Source organism: Kosakonia sacchari SP1, assembly GCF_000300455.3.
GTDB classification, from domain to species: Bacteria; Pseudomonadota; Gammaproteobacteria; order Enterobacterales; family Enterobacteriaceae; genus Kosakonia; species Kosakonia sacchari.
Genome location: NZ_CP007215.2, coordinates 2,099,746 through 2,119,163 on the forward strand (window position 1 = coordinate 2,099,746; position 19,418 = coordinate 2,119,163).

Sequence of the window (19,418 nt, forward strand, 5' to 3'; positions counted from 1 at the left end):
GGGAGTGCGCGTACAGCTTTTTTTGGTGAGGAAGCAAGATGAGCCTGCAAAAATGTACCGTCCTGTACGACGGTAGGGCGCTGGTTGGCCCGGAAAATGTCCCGCTGATCGATTTTCTTGAAACCTGCAATATCACGCTGCCCCATGTTTGCTACCACCCGGCGCTCGATCCGTTACAAACCTGCGATGTGTGCTGGGTCGAACAAGAGGGGAAGCTGGTGCGCGGCTGTACGCTGCGAAGCCATGACGGGCTGGTAATTAACTCGCTGGACACCCAGGCGCGCGCGGCGCGCGAAGAGGGCATGGATCGTCTGCTGGCTAAACATGAACTTTATTGCACCGTGTGCGAACACAACACCGGCGACTGTACCTTGCATAACACTATGGTGGATATGCACATTCCCATTCAGCGCTACCCGTATACGCGCAAGCCTTATGTTAAAGATCACTCCAACGCGTTTTACACCTACGATCCGGATCAATGCATATTATGTGGTCGCTGCGTGGACGCCTGTCAGAACGTGGAAGTCAACGAAACGCTGAGCATTGATTACACCATGGAACACCCGCGCGTGCTGTGGGACGGCGGTAATCAGATTGCCGGTTCGAGCTGCGTTAGCTGCGGGCATTGCGTGACGGTCTGCCCGTGCAATGCGCTGCTGGAAAAAAGCATGCAGCCGGATGCCGGACCCTTCACCTCGATGCGCCAGTCGCTCAAACGCCCGCTGATAGATGTGATTAAAGTGCTGGAAAAAAGCATGCAGCCGGATGCCGGACCCTTCACCTCGATGCGCCAGTCGCTCAAACGCCCGCTGATAGATGTGATTAAAGTGCTGGAAAATTCCACCGGCGCCGAAATTATTTCCGGTATTTCGGTGATGGATACCGCGTTACGCCAGCAGGAGATCAAACGCACCAAAACCGTCTGCACTTATTGCGGCGTAGGATGCAGCTTTGAAATGTGGACCCGCGACCGCCAGCTTCTGAAAGTGCAGCCGGTGGTTGATGCGCCGGTAAATGGCATCTCCACCTGTGTTAAAGGCAAATTCGCATGGGATTTCATTAACAGCCCGCAGCGCCTGACTACGCCGCTTATCCGCGAAAATGACCGTTTTCGCCCGGCAAGCTGGGAGGAAGCGTTAACCCTTGTCGCCAGCCGCTTATTACAGACCCGTGACCAGTACGGACCGGACAGTATTGGTTTTATTGGTTCCAGCAAAGGCAGCAATGAGGAAGCGTATCTGACGCAGAAAATTGCCCGCGCAATTATTGGCACCAACAGCGTGGATAACTCATCACGCTATTGCCAGAACCCGGCCACGGAAGGGCTGTTTCGCACGGTGGGTTATGGCGGCGATGCCGGGACGATTGACGATCTACAACAGGCCGAACTGATGATTATCGTCGGCAGCAACACGGCGGAAAACCATCCGGTGATCGCCTCACGCCTGAAAGCAGCAAAAAAACATCATGGGCAAAAATGGCTGGTGGTCGACCCAAGACGCCATGAAATGGCGGAGCGCGCCGACCTGCATTTACGCATCCATCCCGGCAGCGATCTGGTTTGGGCATCGGCGATGGCGCGTTATATGTTTGACCACGGTTATGAAGATGCAGGCTTCCTCGCGGAACGTGTCAACCAGGTTGACGCCTATCGCCAGTCGCTAACCCCGTTTACGCTGGATTACGCCGCGCAAATCACCGGTATTCAGGAAGAGACACTGCGCGAAGCGGCAGAGCTGATTGGCAAGGCGGGCAGTGTCTGCATTATGTGGGCGATGGGTATCACGCAGCACAGCCACGGCGCGGACACCAGCACCGCGTTATCAAACCTGCTACTGGTGACCGGCAACTATGGCCGACCCGGTACCGGCGGCTACCCGATGCGCGGGCATAACAATGTGCAGGGTGCCAGCGACTTTGGCTGCCTGAAAAACTTCTACCCTGGCTACGAATCGGTCAGCGATCCGCAGATCCGCGAAAAGTGGGCCAACGCCTGGGGCGTACCGGCTGAACGCCTGTCGCTCAAGGTCGGCCAGGATAACTTTATGATGGTCGAACTGGCGCGCAAGGAGGTGATCCGCGCCATGTACGTCATTGGCGAAGAAACCGCCTTTTCCGATGCGGATGCGGAAAATGTCCATCAGGGCTTTACCAACCTCGATTTTCTGGTGGTGCAGGATCTGTTTCTTAGCCGTACGGCGCAGTTTGCCGATGTGGTGTTGCCCGGCTGCCCGAGCGTGGAAAAAGAGGGTTCATTTGTGAACACCGAGCGGCGAATTCAGCGTTTCTACCCGGTTATGGAGCCGCTTGGCGACAGCCGCCCGGACTGGTGGATCCTCACGCAACTGGCGGCATGTATGGGCCATGACTGGGGCTATCAGCATCCGCAAGAGATCATGGCGGAAGTGGCGGGTATTGCCGAAATCTTTGCCGGAGTGAGCTATTCACGTCTTGAGGGCTGGAAATCGCAAATCTGGCCGATCAACGCCGATGGCAGCAGCACGCCGCTGCTTTATACCGAGCGCTTTAAATCCCCTGACGGGCGCGCCACGCTTTATCCGCTGAGCTGGCAACCGCCCGCCGAAGAAGCGGATGCCGAATATGACTTATTGCTCAACAATGGCCGGATGCTGGAGCATTTCCAGTCCACCAACCAGAGCGGGCAGGGCGGGCGCACAACCAGCCTTTCGCCTGACTGGTTTGTGGAAATCAGCCCGCAACTGGCGAGCGCGCGCAGCTTGCAGGAAGGCGACTGGGTAAAACTTATCTCCCGGCGCGGTGAAGTTGAGGTGCCGGTGGTGGTGACCGATCGCGTTCAGGGAAAGGTGCTGTTCATCTCCATTCATCAGGGCAAAGATGGCATTAACAAACTCACTGGCGAACACCACGATCCGTCTGTCAATACACCCGCCTATAAAGAGCTAGCCGTGCGACTGGAAACGCTGGATCGCCCGCCGCTGCCCGACCCGCTACCGAAGCACAATTTCCGCCACGGTAAACGTACCCCGATTGACAAGGTGCCAGTGGAAGAGAAATGGCGGCGCGCCGATTACCGCGAACCGCCAGCAACCGAACCTCACCCGGAGAAATTCTGATGGCAAAAGCGATTGATTATCAGCCGGAACCGGCAAAAATTGGCCCCGACGCCCATGAAGAACTGGCGCGGCTGCTGGAGTCGCTGCATCAGCATGGTGTGCTGCGCCTGGCGAATGATTTGGTGGGTGCCAATCAGGACATCGCCCAGGTTTTAGTAAAGGGTTTACAGCGCGAAGGCACGCTCAATGCGATACAGAATATCTCGGTGCTGCTGCTCGCGCTCTCCAGCATTCCGCCAGAGAAAATGTATAAACTGGCCTTCGGCCTGCGCGATATGGCCGATGCGCTAAGTCAGCCTGCCGGGGCGGGCGAGCATAATGCGCCTGGTCTGCAGGGCGCGTGGAAGATGCTACAGGACGAGGATCTGTGGCATGCCCTGCAACCTCTGCTCAGTGGGATGAAAGCCTTCGCGCGGCGCATGGAGCAACCAGTTGATAAGCCGATCTCCGCGTGGACCGGTAAACCCAGCGACGCATAATGAACGGGGAAACCGCCCTGTTGCTGGCGCGCGGCCAGTTTGCTTTTACTATCGGCTTTCATATTGTGCTGGCGGCCTTTTCCATTGGTCTGGCGCATTTTTTGATGTTCCTTGAGGCGATGTGGCTCTGGCGCAAGCAGACGCACTGGCTGTCGCTATGGCGCTACTGGAGCAAAATTTTTGCCCTTAACGTGGCGGTGGGCGTGGTCACCGGCGTGGTGATGGAGTTTGCTTTCGGGACGAACTGGAGTGGGCTGGCCAGCCGCGCGGGGGCAGTGCTCGGCCCGATGATGTACATGGAAGTGCTGGTCGCATTCTTTCTTGAAGCGGGATTTATGGGCGTGGTGCTTTTCGGCATGGGTAAAGTCCGGCCGTGGGTGCATTTTATGGCGACCTGCATTGTGGCACTTGGTTCGCTGTTCAGCGCGTTTTGGATCGTTGCGGCCAACTCATGGATGCAGACGCCGGATGGCTTCGCCGTGGCGGCCGATGGGCGCTTTGTGCCGGTCGACTGGTGGGCGGCGATTATTAACCCGTCATTTCCCTGGCGCATGGCGCATATGGTGGTGGCGGCAATGTTAGGCACGGCGTGCCTGGTGGCGGCGTGCGGGGCGTGGCATCTGCTGCGCGAGGCTCGACATCCGGCGGCGCGGCAGATGTTTTCACTGGGCCTGTGGATGCTGGTGATAATGGCACCGGTACAGATCGTGCTTGGCGATCTGCATGGCGAAAACACGCGCGACCATCAGCCGATAAAACTGGCAGCGATGGAAGGTGCGTGGGATCCGCCGCCGCCGGGCGAAGGCGAGCCGCTGCGATTGTTTGCGCTGCCGGACATGCAACAGCGGCGCAACTTATATGAAGTCGCCATTCCCGATATCGGTTCGCTCTACTTGCGCCACAATCTTGAAGGGCGCATTCATACACTCAACCAGTACCCGGCGGAAGCGTTGCCGTGGGTGCCGGTGGTGTTCTGGTCGTTTCGCGTGATGGTCGGGCTTGGCATCGCCATGGCGGCAGCGGGCATTGCCGGGCTGGTGGTGCGCCTGCGGGGGCGTTTGTGGCACGCACACTGGTTACAACGTGTGATGGTGCTGCTGGCACCCGCCGGATTTATCGCCATGCTCGCGGGCTGGCTGGTTACGGAGGCGGGGCGTCAGCCGTGGACGGTCTACGGCTTGCTGCGTACATCGCACAGCGTTGCGCCAGTTTCAGCGGAACTGGTTCTGGGCTCATTGCTGGTAACCGTGGCGGTTTATATTGCGCTCTTTGCGTTGGGGCTGGGATTTTTGCTTAAGCTGATGTCGCGCTTACCCGTCAGGCATGAAGAGAGTGCCATGCCCGAGGTTGCCGAACGCACCGGGAAGGGGACGTAATATGCCGGATATTTTACGTTTGCCCTGGCTTGATGCACTTTCTGCCGCTGCACTGGCGCTCAGTTTGCTGATCTATGTTCTGCTTGATGGCACAGATTTGGGCACCGGCATCCTGTGCGCATTTCAGCGCAGCCCGGAGTCGCGCCATGTTATCAATCTCTCTTTATTGCCGGTCTGGGATGGCAATGAAACCTGGCTGGTGCTCACGGCGGGCGGCTTGCTGGGACTATTCCCGCTGGCGTACGGCATCATCCTCAGCGCACTCTATATCCCGGTGTTTGTGATGTTGCTGGCGCTGGTGATGCGCGGCATGGCAATTGAGTATCGCCACTATGCGCCACGGCTGTTTGACCTGATGCTGGTGGCTGGTTCGCTGTTGGCAGCGCTGGCGCAGGGGATTATTGTGGGGGCGCTGCTACAGGGGATTGCCACCGATGGGCGCCAGTTTACCGGCAACGGCTTTGAGTGGCTGCGTCCTTTTCCGCTCTATTGCGGCCTGGCGCTGGTGTGTGGATATAGCCTGATGGGAGCCGGGTGGATAATCTGGCGCTGCACCGGCGAGCTGGAAACGTGGGGAAGGCGGGTGATGCCGTGGCTCGCCATCGTCACCGGATTACTGCTGGCGGATTTGTTGGCGTGGACTACGCAACTGCATGAAACCTGGCGTCAGCATCTGTTTAATATCTGGCTTTGGTTACCGCTGTTACTGGTGGGTGTACTGGCGGTGATGTTGTTTGGGGTTGGTCTGATTTTGCGTAGGCCTTTTTTACCCCTTGCCGGCGTGTTAGTGATGGTCAGTTGTGCTTTTTGTGCGCTGGTGTTTACGCTTTTTCCGTGGATAGTGCCGGCTGTTCTCAGCATTACGCAGACCGCCGCACCACCGGCCACGCAACGATTTCTGCTGCTGACGTTTGCGTTACTGGTGCCAGTAACGTTGCTTTATAACAGCTGGGTTTTTCGCATTTTCAGTGGAAAAATTGCGGGTTAGTTCGGCAAAACAGGCTATAAAGTAAAGGCGAGATTTACAGTAAGCAACAGCATGCGCGGAGACTTATCCATGGCTATAGCAAAAGCTTATAATTTAAAGCAGGCGTATCAAATGATTAGCTCAGGAAAGCACCAGCAAGTCGAGCTGGCATTTGATGTCGATGCGGATACTTTTTTTATGCTCTCGGCAAATTACGGCAACAGCGGGGCGAAGATTGCCCGTCACGATAACCATTTTGTGCTCAGGCTGGAGAAAGAAGCCGCTTCAGGTTGAACACACTCGGGTAGCATACGCATACTTCACCAGTGGCTCAGGAGTGCAGGCGACGGGCGGATTATTCGCAACCGACGCTATGTCATCTCCGCGTTATATTTATCCCTTTTAATAGCCGCGAGCCCTGCCACTGACTCTGTTTTCTCCGGCTTGCGGCTTCATTTGTTGTTACCCTGATTTCGCGGCGGCGCACTTTGCCGCCGCGCTCAAACTCGTTATCTACCAATTATTCCCGGCATTATGCCGGGTTTTTTTTCTCTGCGCGCAGCCCATTCGCCAGCAAGCTAAACGCGTCAATCACTTTGGGCAGCGTCTGTTGCGGGTTATTACTGGCGGCAACCCATAACGCGGCATTCAACGCTGCGCCATTGAGTAAACGCGCGGCGGATTCCACATCCACCTCTTTCATCTCGCCGTTTGCCACCATGTCAGCTACCGCAATACGGGTGGCCTGTAGACAGGCATTCTGGCTTGGCCAGCGCGAAGGATCGCCAAGAAACGCCGGGCCATCGAGCAACACAATGCGCTGGATTTCAGGATCGAGCGCCATCTCGATATAGGCGACACCTTCAGCCAGCAGCGCATCCCAGGCATTATCGGTGGCGTGCGCCTGCATCTTCGCGCGCTGCGCCATTTCGCCATCGACCTGCGCCACCACGGCGGCAAGTAAGCCCTGTTTATCGCCAAAGTTGTGGTACAGCGCCCCGCGCGTTAAGCCGACACTGGCGGTCAGTTCATCCATCGATGCCGCCGTAAAGCCTTTTTCGGCAAACGCCTTGCGGGCAGCGGCGATAAGTTTGGCGCGGTTCTCTTCCATGGTTTGCGCGCGACGTTTAACGACCATACTGACTCCATTTTAAATACATCGCGTATGTGAATTGACATACGCTGTGTATGTGGATTAACTTCATATACGAAGTGTATCTTAAATCCAGCCATAAAAGGTAACCCTATGATCCCTCGCGAACCCGTTTTTCCCGCTCATCGCCATGCGTTGTATGAACAACATGGTTACTCCGCCGCAATACGCTCCGGCGATCTGCTGTTTGTTTCCGGCCAGGTTGGCAGCCGCGCCGATGGCAGCCCGGAGCCCGATTTCGCCGCCCAGGTGCGCCTCGCGTTCGACAATCTGCAGGCCACGCTGGCGGCGGCGGGGTGTACTTTTGATGATCTGGTTGATGTCACCACCTTTCATACGGATCCGGAAAACCAGTTCGCCACCATCATGGAGGTCAAACAGGCGATTTTCCCACAGCCACCGTATCCCAACTGGACAGCCGTGGGCGTGAACTGGCTGGCGGGTTTTGATTTCGAAATTAAGGTGATTGCGCGTATTCCCGAACGCGCGGCATAAAAAAGCCTGCGACAGGTCGCAGGCTTGAGGATAAAGCGTGAGATTACAGCAGGTCGAAGCGATCGAGGTTCATCACTTTTGTCCACGCGGCAACGAAGTCGGTGACGAATTTCTGCTTGCCGTCGGCGCTGGCATAAACTTCGGCCAGCGCGCGCAGCACCGAGTTGGAGCCAAACACCAGATCGGCGCGCGTGGCAGTGTATTTCACTTCACCGCTTTTGCGATCGCGACCTTCAAACAGTTCTGATTTCTCGTCGGCGGCTTTCCATGCGGTGCGCATATCCAGCAGGTTAACGAAGAAATCGGTGCTCAGCACACCCGGCTGGTCGGTAAAGACGCCGTGCTTGCTGCCGTCATAGTTGGCACCCAGCACGCGCAGGCCGCCAACCAGCACGGTCATTTCCGGGGCGGTGAGCGTCAGTTGTTGCGCTTTATCAATCAGCAACGTTTCGGTGCTGATGCCATCCCATACGCGGCGATAGTTGCGGAAACCATCGGCCAGCGGCTCCATCAGTGCGAAAGCGTCCACATCCGTTTGATCCTGACGCGCATCGACACGTCCCGGCGTAAACGGCACATTGACCTGCACACCGGCTGCTGCCGCGGCTTTTTCAACGCCAACCACGCCCGCCAGCACAATCACATCTGCCAGCGAGGCTTTCGCCAGCGTTTTCTGAATGCTTTGCAACGCGGGCAGGGCCTTCGCAGCGATGGCGTTCACTTCCCAGCCGTTCTGCGGCGTCAGCGCCAGGCGCGCGCCGTTCGCACCGCCGCGTTTATCGCCGCCACGGAAGGTGGAGGCAGACGCCCATGCGACCGAAATCAGTTCGCTCACCGATAAGCCGGATTCGGCAATCGCCGCTTTCAGGTTAGCGATATCCGCACCGTTCGGCTGATGAACTGCCGCTGGCAGCGGATCCTGCCAAATCAGATCTTCGTTTGGCACTTCCGGGCCGATGTAGCGTGATTTTGGCCCCATATCGCGGTGGGTCAGTTTAAACCATGCGCGGGCAAAGGCTTCATTAAACGCTTGCGGATCGTTGAGGAAACGACGCGAGATCTTTTCAAATTCCGGGTCGAAACGCAGCGTCAAATCGGTCACCAGCATGGTGGGCTTGCGTTTTTTCTCCGGGTCGAACGGATCCGGGATAATTTCCGGCGCATCTTTGGCTTCAAACTGGATAGCTCCCGCCGGGCTGCGGGTTTGCACCCACTCATATTTGAACAGGTTTTCGAAGAAGTAGTTGCTCCACTGGGTCGGCGTTTGCGTCCATGCCACTTCCAGACCGGAAGTGATGGCATCTGCGCCTGCGCCGCTACCGTAGCTGCTCATCCAGCCCAGACCCTGCGCTTCCAGCGGCGCGGCTTCCGGCTCTGGCCCGACATGATTATCCGGCGTGGCGGCACCGTGGGTTTTGCCCAGCGTATGACCACCGGCGATCAGCGCGACGGTCTCTTCATCGTTCATGCCCATATTGCCGAAGGTGGCGCGAATGGCAGAGGCGGCAGAAACTGGCTCGCCGCTGGCGTTCGGGCCTTCCGGGTTTACGTAAATCAGCCCCATCTCGGTTGCGCCAATAGCGGCCTGCGCCAGGCTTTCCGGGTGACGATGGCTTAACCACTCTTTTTCATTACCCCAGTCGACATCCATATCCGGTTCCCAGACATCTTCACGCCCGGCACCAAAACCGAAAGTGCGGAAGCCGGCATTTTCCAGCGCCACGTTGCCCGCCAGAATAATCAGATCGCCCCAGGAGATTTGTTGACCATATTTTTGTTTCACTGGCCACAGCAGACGACGCGCTTTATCAAGGCTGACGTTATCCGGCCACGAGTTGAGCGGCGCGAAGCGCTGCTGACCGCGACCCGAACCGCCACGTCCATCGACGGTGCGATAGGTGCCTGCGCTGTGCCAGGCCATGCGAATAAACAGACCGATATAGCTGCCCCAGTCTGCTGGCCACCACTCCTGGGAGTCGGTCAGCACACCGCGAATGTCAGCTTTCAGCGCGGAGTAATCGAGCTTTTTAAACTCTTCGCGGTAGTTAAAATTTTCACCCAGCGGGTTAGAACGGTTGGAGTGTTGGTTTAGCAAATCTACGCGCAACTGGTTAGGCCACCAGTCACGGTTACTGGTTACCGGGCCTGCACTTTTTTCATTGCTTTTGTTATGAAAGGGGCATTTCTCGACGGATGACGAGAGGGATTGATCGTCTGACGTGCTCATATCGGGCTCCATTTGCTTGTGTTCTGTCGTTACGATATACACTGCTTCCTGATAAAGGTATTTGAATGAATCTACAGATTTGATAGTTAATACCTTTCTATAAAATGGTAAAAACTTGACGCAAATCGCTTAACTGCGCTACCCACTCCTAAACCTTAGCAATTCCACTACTGCCGTTACGGTTTTTTTCAGGGCGTAGCGCATTTTTTGTGACGGCAAAAGCAAGTCAAGCAGGCGCGGCCTGCAAGCGTATGCAACACAGGTTTGTATTTTTCCGGCGAAATTAAACGCCCACGTTTTATCGAAATATATCCATAACCGTGTGCAAAATACTGTTTCGCTGCGTTGTCTGCGTCTTGTAAATTTAATCAACCGAAAAGGCAGAGCGAATAAACACGCAATGTCATAAGTTCATTTCGCGGCGTTTGCGCAATGAAAAATAAATGACGATAACGCATTTGCTTGCTGTCGTGGGACAGGCTTTGCGGATAATCTTATCTGCAGCGAGATATTTTTTCTTTTTTACCGTTTCGTTAATAATGACGTAACTGCACATTATCACGATATAACTGGCCGAATACGCAGCATACGCTAACCTGATTATTCCACCTGACTTTAAGGAAAAAGATCAATGCGTCTGGCTTTACATCTTATTATTCCCCTGATGCTTGTTGGCTGTGGCGCCAATAATAGCGAACCGCAAACGGCTATACCTGGCGAGAAAACCTCCGCAAAAATGAAAACCCTCGAAACAGGCGCGGCGCTAATACAATCTCGCCCGCCGATTGAGGCAATAAGCGCCTACCTGGACGGCTTTCATTTTTATAACGGCGAACGGAAAGGGCAAATGGAAGCCCATCATTATGTCACCGTGTTAAATAATGACGTTATGCAGGCGGTGATTTATGACGGGAATACCGCGAATGCGCGGCTGATGGGCGTGGAATACATCATCAGTGAACGACTTTTCAAAACTCTGCCGCCGGATGAGAAAAAACTCTGGCATAGCCACCGTTATGAAGTGAAATCCGGCTCGCTTATTGCGCCGGGTTTACCAGCTGTCGCGGAAAAAGCGCTGATGAGCAATATCGTGAATACCTACGGCAAAACCTGGCATACCTGGCACACTGAGCGTGACCAGACGCTGCCGCTGGGCGTGCCCGTGCTAATGATGGGATTTACACAAGATGGGCAACTCGATCCGGCGCTGCTTGCTGACCGCGATCGCCGTTTTGGCGTGAGCACCCCGACTATCAGGCAGCAGCGCGCAGACCTGCCTGCGCACCCGGTGGCGCAGGGCGCGGATGCCTGGGAACAGGGGCAGGTGATTCAAATCAAGCCCGTTAATCTCTCTGATGGTACTGAACATTCTCATTGATAATGCACGACGCGGCCAAATACGAATGTTCACCGCAGTCGCAGGGTTGGCTATTGTGCGGCGGTAAGCATGGTTTTAGCCGTGCAATCGGGCAGCCGGAACGCCACTTGCGTTTTTATCAATGGATGATGGCGATGGATACTGGTGCCAGTAGGGTTAACCAGCAACGTCTGCGCGAGCTGGCTGTAACGCATGGCGAGGAGATCCAGCCGTTTTGCAGCCACGATGCGCAGGCGTTGCGCGCCTTACAAAAGAGATAAAAAAAGCATCTGCAGGGCAGATGCTTTCGGGGAACTTATTTCGGTTGCGGTTCACCGTAGCCGAGTTCGGCACCGGTGAGCGGATCAACACTCGGATCGGATTTGGTGCGTTCTGCCATCGCTTTTACCAGCGCCAGTTGTTCCGGGCTGAGCGTGGTGGTAGCGGAACCGTCGCCACCGTCGACAGCCGGTTGTGGATCGGCGACATACTCAAAGTTCTCATCGCTGTTCCAGCTACCGCGAGGGTCGTCACCTTCCGACATGTTGTAATAGACGTTGGTGTACTGTTCGATTGGCGGTAATTTTCCTGGCGGGAAATTATTGCGAATCGAGTAGAGCGCCTTTTCAAACGAGAGCATATGCGCGGCTTCACGCGTCATCAGGAAACCTAACGCATCTTTAACCCCCGGATCGTCGGTGACATTGATTAAGCGCTCATAAATGATTTTCGCGCGCGCTTCGGCGGCGATATTCGAACGCAAATCGGCGGTCACTTCGCCAATCGTATCAATATAAGCGGCGGTCCACGGGACGCCGGCGGAATTGGTGAGCGCGGGCCCACCACCGTAAAGCAGCGAGGTAATATGGCTGTCATTACCGTTTTCGGTTAACGAACGGTACAGCTCCGCTTCACTTTCGGTGCCCTCTGCCAGCTCACCTTTCGCGCCTTTATTGAGCATGCCTACCAGCGAACCGATAATTTCCAGATGGCTCAATTCTTCTGTCGCGATGTCCATCAACATCTCTTTGCGACCGGCGTCTTCATCTCCTAACCCTTGGGTAAAATAGCGGCATGCCGCCGCCAGTTCCCCTTGCGGGCCGCCAAACTGTTCGAGCAGCAGGTTGGCCAGCCCTGGGTTCGGTTCACTGACGCGCACGGTGTATTGCAGTTGTTTTACATGACGAAACATTGCTTGCCTCCTGAAAAGTCAAAATTATTATTTTTTAGCTTCCACGCCTTCCGCTGCACTGCGCAGCAAAAATTGTTCTGTCACATCCGGAATATGATTAATCGCCCATTCGGCCATCGCTTTTTCTTCTGCCAGGATCTGTTTGAATATATCGATGCTGGCACTGTCACCGGCTTTTTCAGCCGCGGCAATAAGCGAGGTATAACAGGCAATTTCAAATTGCTCGAAGACATAACTGCTGATTGCACCTTTAACAATTTCATCCGGTGCAAACATGCCGCCAAATGATTGACCCATCGCTGCCATTTTGCTGGTGGCATCTTTCATTAATGAACGGTTAATATCATTTCGATCCATCACCGTTTCCAGCAATTTTATTTGCCCTTGTGTTTCCGTTAAATGCTGCTCAATTCTTGCGCGTAAATCAGGGTAGTTATCGATGCGGCTGCTCATGGCATTAAGCATTGACTCAGCTTGTTTTTCCATTGCGTGTGCATCGCGTAACCAGTCGTGATAATTTTCTTGAGGTGTCATATCTAATCCTTTCAGGGGTGAGTGGATAAGAAAAAGGGGACACTGCCGCTGTATTCAGCAGTTATACAATTAATAAGAAATATCAGGGGGAGTGGTGCGCTCTTATATTATCGTGAGGTGAATAAAATAGATAAATAGTAATCCTGATATCCTTACTGCTTTATATTTGCATGCTAACGTGTATCGCTTGTTATTAAATTTAGACACTGGCTTCATTTAGTCAAACCGAGGCGTGAACAGGGTCGATTCAATATATTTTCGACACACTGCTTCGCTTGTTATTATTTTTATAAAAATAAATTTTCCTTAATATTAACGAGTTAACGGAATACACTTTCGATTTCATTAATCACATGCGTCACTATCACTCATTTTTAGCAGGTATGGTTGGCTTTTTAGTCGCCTTTTTTGACATTTCTTTACGTTCAGCAAGCGGCTCATATCGGTAGAACCAGTGTGTTTAAGAACTATCTCAGCGCGATGGGGCGTCCAAAAAGGGAAAAGGCGAAAACAGGTCGTTAAACCCGCAACAGAACGTGCCACAACAAGCGAACGTTGTGAGGAGGTTTTTATCCCACTGCGCTAGCGGTAAGGGAAAATGGGCAGGTAGCTAAGCGCAGCAGTGAGAACTGACAAAATGTGCGCTTATCTTGACAATTCATTGACAGTTAACTGCCTGGTCAGTAATTTCATTTGTAATTACTGACCAGGCAAATATCATGACCAACGCTACGGATATTCCCAACCCTAAACTTCATCTCGGTTTGCTGATTCATCTGGCAAACCAGTTCAAAGACCAGCTAATAAGTCAGTACTTTTCCTCTGCGGATATCACCGCTGCGCAGTTCAAGGTATTGATAAGTATCTATAAAGGCTTTAATAGCCCGGTTGAAGTGAGCAAGAATTTGCTGATGGATGCCGGGGCAATGAGCCGGATGCTTGAACGCATGGCCAAGCGCGATCTGATTGTGCGCACCACCAACCCGGAAGACAAACGCCAGGTCATTCTCGAACTGACCGACAAAGGGCGAGTGATTTGTGATCGTTTTCAGAATGAGGCGCTGGCCTCGATTCTCAGTACGCTGACCAGCCGCCTGACCGCCGATGAGTCGCGGCTGCTGGTTGAACTCCTGATAAAAATGTTGCCGGACGAGGCAACCCGCCCACATCGCTAAGCTGTCCTGAAAAGGTATCAAGATGCAAACTTCATCTGCACAACCCGAACGCGCGCCGAGCAAACGTAAGCGCAACTTCGCTATCCTGTTCGTTGTTTTGCTGCTTATCGCCGCAGGCTGTCTGGCCTGGTATCTGCTCTATGCCCGTTACTACGAAAGCACCGACGATGCGTATGTCAACGCCAATCTGGTGACCTTAACGCCACAAATCGGCGGGACGGTGACGCAGGTTTCCGTTGATGAAGGCGATTATGTCGAAAAAGGGCAGCCGTTGGTGTTACTGGATCCAAGTGACACCGAAATCGCCCTGCAACAGGCAGAAGCGAACCTCGCCAGCACCGTGCGTCAGGTGCGCGGCTTGTACAGCACGGTCGATAACTACCGTGCGCAGGTCGCGGCGAAACAAACAGCGCTGCAAACCGCGCAGAACGACTATGCGCGTCGGCAAAAAATCGCCACCAGCGGCGCGATTTCCGTTGAGGATTTAGCGCACTACCGCGATGCGGTTGCGACGGCGAAAAGCGATCTGGCGGCGGCGCAACAGGCGTTAAGCACTAACCTGGCGATGACCGATGACACGGTTATCGATAGCCACCCGGAAATCAAAAGCGCGATTGCCACGTTGCGCCAGCGTTACCTCGATAACGCGCGCAGCACCATTGTTGCGCCGGTCAGCGGCTTTGTCGCAAAACGCGCGGTGCAACTGGGGATGCGCGTTGATTCCGGCACCACGCTGATGTCGATTGTGCCGCTGGATCAGGTGTGGGTGGACGCCAACTTTAAAGAGAGCCAGATGAACACCATGCGCCTGGGGCAGAAAGTGACGCTGACTGCCGATCTTTATGGTGATGATGTGGAATACCACGGCACCATTGAGAGCCTGGGCATTGGTACTGGCAGTGCGTTTTCGCTGCTGCCGGCGCAAAACGCCAGCGGGAACTGGATCAAGATCATCCAGCGTTTGCCTGTGCGCATCACGCTTGACCCGCATGACATGCAAAAACACCCGTTGCGCGTGGGGCTGTCAATGTTCGCTCGCGTGGATATTCGTAACCCCGATGGCGATCTGCTGCCGCCGAAAACGGTTGCCGCGCCGCGCTTCACCACCGACGTTTACCAGAATGCCCTGGACAACGCCGATCAGCTGGTGGCGAAAATTCTTCATGACAACAGCCAGGCGGTAGCGTCAAACGCCCGCTAAGAGAGACGTTATGCAAGATAAGTCGGCGTTTACGCCACCCAGCCTGCTGCTGGCGACAATCGCGCTGTCGCTGGCGACCTTTATGCAGGTGCTGGATACCACCATTGCGAACGTTGCGCTGCCGACCATCGCCGGTAACCTTGGCGTCAGTTCGGATCAGGGCACCTGGGTTATTACCTCGTTCGCGGTGTGCAATGCCATTGCGTTGCCGCTGACCGGCTGGTTTACCCGTCGCTTTGGTCAGCTTAAGCTGTTTGTCGGTTCGGTGGCGCTGTTTACCCTGACGTCGTTCCTGTGCGGGTTTGCCCACAGCATGACCGAGCTGATCATCTTCCGCGCGCTGCAGGGCTTTTTTGCCGGTCCGATGTTCCCGATGTGTCAGACGCTGTTGCTGGTGATTTTCCCGAGCAGCAAACGCAGCATGGCGCTGGCGTTGCTCTCGATGGTGACCGTGGTCGCACCGATTGTCGGGCCGATCACCGGCGGCTGGATCACTGACAATTACTCGTGGCCGTGGATCTTCTATATCAACGTACCGATTGGGATTTTCGCCGCCATTGTGGTCTGGACGCAGCTGCGCGAGCGCGAAGAAACCACTTCTCATTCGCCAATCGATTACATCGGCATTGCGTTGCTGGTGCTCGGTGTGGGCCTGTTGCAGGTGGTGCTGGATAAAGGCAACGACATGGACTGGTTCAACGCCACGGAAATCATTGTCATGTCGGTACTTTCCGCCATTGCACTGGCGTCGTTTGTCATCTGGGAACTGGGGGAGCAGCACCCGATTGTGAACCTGCGGCTGTTTAAAGATCGCAACTTCGCCATCGGCACCGCGACGCTGACGCTTGGTTACGCGGCTTTTTTCGCCATTAACATTATTCTGCCGCAGTGGCTGCAAACCCAAATGGGTTATACCGCCATTTGGGCCGGGCTTGCCGCCGCGCCGATGGGCTTTTTACCGCTGCTGTTAACACCGTTTATCGGTCGCTATGCCCATAAAGTTGATCTGCGCCTGTTGGCGTCGTTGTCATTTCTGACGATGGGCGCATCCTGCCTTATCCGCGCGCAGTTTAATACCAGTGTCGATTTTCGCACCGTGGCGGAAGTGCAGATGTTTATGGGGATCGGCGTGGCGTTTTTCTTTATGCCGATAACCACCATTGTGCTGTCGAATCTGCACGGTGCCGAAGTGGCGGAAGGCTCCGGGCTGGCAACCTTTTTCCGTGTATTGGGCGGCTCGTTTGCTTCGTCGCTCACCACCTGGGTCTGGTCGCGGCGTGAGGTTTACCATCATGCCAACCTGACGGAAAGCGTCTCCGTGTATAACCCGGCGGCCACTGACTACCTGCATAAAATGGGCGGCGTGACGCAGCAACACCTGGCGGCGGTGGATAAAACTATTGAGCAACAGGCGTATATGCTGTCGACTATCGACTATTTCTGGCTGTTAGGCTGGGGTTTTATGGCGCTGGTTGTGGTGATTTGGTTTGCCCGCCCGCCGTTTGTGCGTTCCGGTGCGCCGGGCGCGCCGTCGGCAGGACACTAATAACAGAGATGGAATAACGTATGGCTCCGGTGTTACCAGGTAGTGATGGTCGTTTATTGCAGCATCGTTCGTTTGTCGCCTTCTGGCTGGCGCGAACCAGTTCCAGCTTCGGTTTTCAGATGTTATCTATCATCGTCGGCTGGCAAATTTACTCCCAGACTCAGAGTGCGTTTTGGCTGGGGATGATTGGTCTGGTGCAGTTTATTCCTTCGTTGACGCTGGCGCTGCCTGCCGGGCATATCGCCGACCAGTTTGACCGCCGTCGCGTGGTGCTGCTGGCGCAGGTTCTCGAGTGGCTGGCTATCGCTGCGCTGGCGTGGTTAACGTGGCAGGGCGATGCCAGCGTGTGGGTGATTTTGTCGCTTATCTTTGTTATTTCTTGCGCCAAAACCATTGAGTCGCCATCGATGGTTTCGATGTTGCCGGCGTTGGTACCGCTCTCTATTTTGCCGCGTGCAACGGCTGCGAATGCGGTTTCCGGCCAGGCGGCGCAGATTGTCGGCCCGGCGCTGGGCGGTTTTCTCTACGCAGCGGGAGCCGATGTGGTGTACAGCGTTACCGCCGGGCTTTATCTGGTGTCGCTGCTGCTGGTGATGACCCTGCGTTATGAACAGGCGCAACCGCCGCGCGCGCCGGCGACGTTATCCTCGCTGTTTGCCGGCGTTGGGTTTATCCGCAATCGCCCGGATGTGCTGGGAGTGATTTCGCTCGATCTGTTTGCCGTACTGCTCGGCGGCGCGACCGCGCTGCTGCCTATTTTCGCCCATGATGTACTGCATACCGGGCCGTTTGGTCTGGGGTTGCTGCGCAGTGCGCCAGCCGTTGGCGCACTGCTGGTGGGTTTCTGGTTAAGCCATCGCGCGCTGACGCGCAATGTTGGCATGATCATGTTTATGTGCGTGGCGGGGTTTGGCGTGGCGACGCTGGTGTTCGCCTTTTCAAGCTGGATGTGGCTGTCGCTGCTGGCGCTGTTTGCGCTCGGTGGTTTCGACATGGTGAGCATGGTGATCCGCGGTTCGCTGGTGCAACTCGATACGCCAGACGAGATGCGCGGGCGGGTTAACGCGGTTAACTCCATTTTTATCAACACCTCTAACCAGCTCGGCGAGTTTGAATCCGGCATGCTGGCGGCGTGGCTCGGCGCGGTGCCTGCGGCGGCGATTGGCGGTGTCGGCACGTTGATTGTGGTAGCCCTCTGGATGAAGTGGTTCCCCGGTTTGCGCCACCGCCAGCGGCTGGAAAGTGAGATGGGGTAGTAACTGAATGACGAAAAACCTACGCAAAAACGTAGGTTTTTTTACATGGTAAAAACGTGCAATAAAACTGCGATACAGGGGAGCTTATCTTACTACATTAGCTGGCTTCTCAAATAAAGCAGAGCAGCGGAAATAAAGATACAGGCAAAGAGAATATGGGTAATAAACAGAAGAGCAAATTTACGGTTCTGCTGAAAATTACAAATGAATGCTGCCTCCACCATCGTGAGCCCACCGAGTATTAATAAAGCGAACGAGGGAATAAATACATTTTTAGGTGAGGCATAACTCAGGTCAGTCAAAGATGAGGTGACAGGCAAAACAGCTAAACCCAATGGAAGAAATAGCCCTTTGGTTTCTGGTAATTGTGAAGGTTTTTCCTGCAGTGGTTGATAGTGTAAATAACGATCTATATAGGTTATGACCAAGGCAATAACTGCAAAAAAAACATTTAATGGTATGCGAATGTCATCAGGTTTAAAGGCCTTAATGTAAGGTATTTCAGTGCAGAAGAGATACAGCGTCAGCCATATAATAAATAAGATAAGAAAGAGATTATTAACTGTATTTTTGCTCATTACTTCAGTCATTTCCCGTATGGGGAGCGATAGCAAACCCCTGTTCACGCCAGTGGGTAAGCTGCTGCGACTGGCTGCGCGTGAGCGGTTTACCGGTCCAGACAAAAAGATGCTGGCCGGGAAAAAATTCCGGGTGAGGGGAGTCGAGCGGTTCGGCGAGGACATCAATGCGCCAGCCCTGCTGTGACAGGCGCCATGCCTCGAGCCATAGATGGGTGCGATCGTCATTTCCCCAGGCGATCAGCAGCGCCGTTTTTGCTGCCTGTTCACGTGCGGTGGCAATGCCTGACGCGGCAAACTCCACTAACACGCCGTCCAGCAGGCTTAACACTACACGCGCGGTATTTTTATCACGACTGAGCCGCTGGCGTACCGGCACCAGAATATCGTCGATAAGTACATCCGCCGCGTGTGTCTGACTCAACGTGTGAAGGGTGGCGCGTAGCCGGGAAGGATTCACTTGTCGCAACATGGACATCAACTCTTCCTGCAGTGATGCCCAGCTTGTTTCCCCGGCGAATTTGTTGTCGTCGAGCAAGGCTTTAACTTTGCTTACGGAAATGCCGTTATCGATCCAGCGCTTGATCTCCACAATGCGCTGAATATCCGACTCATCGAACTGACGATGACCGCCTTCACTGCGCTGTGGTTTTAACAGTCCGTAGCGACGCTGCCATGCGCGTAGTGTGACCGGGTTTATCCCGCAGCGTTCGGCAACCTCGCCGATACTATAAAAAGCCATAGCTCCCTCGTACTCTTTAACGCCAGTGTGCTCTTTTCACAG

The 19,418-nt window shown here is 54.7% G+C and carries 18 protein-coding genes; 12 read left to right on the top strand and 6 right to left on the bottom strand.

Annotated elements, in window-relative coordinates; translation table 11 throughout:
* The first annotated feature begins 38 nt into the window (after positions 1-38).
* From fdhF to C813_RS47365, 5 genes are all read left to right on the top strand, one after another.
* Positions 39-3,098 carry a formate dehydrogenase subunit alpha gene (fdhF, locus tag C813_RS33005; protein WP_017457068.1) on the top strand — a complete coding sequence of 1,020 codons (3,060 nt, stop codon included), beginning with the start codon at positions 39-41 and terminating at the stop codon, positions 3,096-3,098.
* The gene (locus tag C813_RS33010) at positions 3,098-3,577 is read left to right on the top strand and encodes a DUF1641 domain-containing protein (RefSeq protein WP_017457069.1); all 480 of its coding nucleotides are present in this window, start codon (positions 3,098-3,100) and stop codon (positions 3,575-3,577) included. The genes fdhF and C813_RS33010 overlap by 1 nt, the downstream gene beginning before the upstream one ends.
* On the top strand, positions 3,577-4,953 hold the full coding sequence (locus C813_RS33015) for a cytochrome ubiquinol oxidase subunit I (RefSeq protein WP_017457070.1): 1,377 nt from the start codon (positions 3,577-3,579) through the stop codon (positions 4,951-4,953). Before C813_RS33010 ends, C813_RS33015 begins: the two co-directional genes overlap by 1 nt.
* A 1-nt stretch (position 4,954) precedes the next feature.
* A complete protein-coding gene (locus C813_RS33020; RefSeq protein WP_017457071.1) occupies positions 4,955-5,941 on the top strand; it encodes a cytochrome d ubiquinol oxidase subunit II in 987 nt (328 codons plus the stop codon).
* A gap of 111 nt (positions 5,942-6,052) precedes the next feature.
* Positions 6,053-6,214, top strand: coding sequence for a hypothetical protein (locus C813_RS47365; RefSeq protein ID WP_017457072.1), 162 nt, complete (start codon positions 6,053-6,055; stop codon positions 6,212-6,214).
* A 238-nt stretch (positions 6,215-6,452) separates the two neighbouring features.
* Here the strand turns inward: C813_RS47365 and C813_RS33025 are convergent, their stop codons facing one another.
* Positions 6,453-7,058 carry a TetR/AcrR family transcriptional regulator gene (locus C813_RS33025; RefSeq protein ID WP_017457073.1) on the bottom strand — a complete coding sequence of 202 codons (606 nt, stop codon included), beginning with the start codon at positions 7,056-7,058 and terminating at the stop codon, positions 6,453-6,455.
* A gap of 108 nt (positions 7,059-7,166) precedes the next feature.
* Between C813_RS33025 and C813_RS33030 the strand changes: the two genes are divergently transcribed.
* Complete coding sequence (locus tag C813_RS33030; protein ID WP_017457074.1) at positions 7,167-7,568, top strand: RidA family protein; 402 nt, start codon at positions 7,167-7,169, stop codon at positions 7,566-7,568.
* A 43-nt stretch (positions 7,569-7,611) separates the two neighbouring features.
* On the opposite strand, the gene katG is transcribed toward C813_RS33030, so the two are convergent.
* Positions 7,612-9,795 carry a catalase/peroxidase HPI gene (gene katG / locus C813_RS33035; protein WP_017457075.1) on the bottom strand — a complete coding sequence of 728 codons (2,184 nt, stop codon included), beginning with the start codon at positions 9,793-9,795 and terminating at the stop codon, positions 7,612-7,614.
* A 631-nt stretch (positions 9,796-10,426) separates the two neighbouring features.
* Between katG and C813_RS33040 the strand changes: the two genes are divergently transcribed.
* Both C813_RS33040 and C813_RS33045 read left to right on the top strand, forming a co-directional pair.
* Positions 10,427-11,173, top strand: coding sequence for an OBAP family protein (locus tag C813_RS33040; protein ID WP_017457077.1), 747 nt, complete (start codon positions 10,427-10,429; stop codon positions 11,171-11,173).
* A 2-nt stretch (positions 11,174-11,175) separates the two neighbouring features.
* Positions 11,176-11,433 carry an MBL fold metallo-hydrolase gene (locus tag C813_RS33045; protein ID WP_017457078.1) on the top strand — a complete coding sequence of 86 codons (258 nt, stop codon included), beginning with the start codon at positions 11,176-11,178 and terminating at the stop codon, positions 11,431-11,433.
* Positions 11,434-11,468: 35 nt separating this feature from the next.
* Here the strand turns inward: C813_RS33045 and C813_RS33050 are convergent, their stop codons facing one another.
* Positions 11,469-12,344 carry a manganese catalase family protein gene (locus C813_RS33050; RefSeq protein ID WP_017457079.1) on the bottom strand — a complete coding sequence of 292 codons (876 nt, stop codon included), beginning with the start codon at positions 12,342-12,344 and terminating at the stop codon, positions 11,469-11,471.
* A gap of 27 nt (positions 12,345-12,371) precedes the next feature.
* Positions 12,372-12,878 (bottom strand): ferritin-like domain-containing protein, encoded by a 507-nt coding sequence (locus C813_RS33055; protein ID WP_017457080.1) that lies wholly within the window; start codon positions 12,876-12,878, stop codon positions 12,372-12,374.
* Positions 12,879-13,597: 719 nt separating this feature from the next.
* Between C813_RS33055 and C813_RS33060 the strand changes: the two genes are divergently transcribed.
* Genes C813_RS33060 through C813_RS33075 form a run of 4 tightly spaced genes read left to right on the top strand, consistent with a single transcriptional unit; the run spans position 13,598 to position 18,056 of the window.
* On the top strand, positions 13,598-14,053 hold the full coding sequence (locus tag C813_RS33060; RefSeq protein ID WP_017457081.1) for a MarR family transcriptional regulator: 456 nt from the start codon (positions 13,598-13,600) through the stop codon (positions 14,051-14,053).
* 22 nt (positions 14,054-14,075) lie between these two features.
* Entirely contained in the window at positions 14,076-15,254 is a 1,179-nt protein-coding gene (locus C813_RS33065; RefSeq protein WP_017457082.1) for an efflux RND transporter periplasmic adaptor subunit, read from the top strand.
* Between the two features lie 10 nt (positions 15,255-15,264).
* Positions 15,265-16,800 (top strand): DHA2 family efflux MFS transporter permease subunit, encoded by a 1,536-nt coding sequence (locus C813_RS33070; RefSeq protein ID WP_017457083.1) that lies wholly within the window; start codon positions 15,265-15,267, stop codon positions 16,798-16,800.
* A gap of 20 nt (positions 16,801-16,820) precedes the next feature.
* Positions 16,821-18,056, top strand: a complete 1,236-nt coding sequence (locus C813_RS33075) for an MFS transporter (RefSeq protein WP_017457084.1) — start codon at positions 16,821-16,823, stop codon at positions 18,054-18,056.
* A gap of 92 nt (positions 18,057-18,148) precedes the next feature.
* Here the strand turns inward: C813_RS33075 and C813_RS33080 are convergent, their stop codons facing one another.
* Positions 18,149-18,634, bottom strand: coding sequence for a hypothetical protein (locus tag C813_RS33080; protein WP_040016519.1), 486 nt, complete (start codon positions 18,632-18,634; stop codon positions 18,149-18,151).
* A 4-nt stretch (positions 18,635-18,638) separates the two neighbouring features.
* Positions 18,639-19,376, bottom strand: coding sequence for a MerR family transcriptional regulator (locus tag C813_RS33085; protein WP_017457086.1), 738 nt, complete (start codon positions 19,374-19,376; stop codon positions 18,639-18,641).
* Positions 19,377-19,418 lie beyond the last annotated feature (42 nt).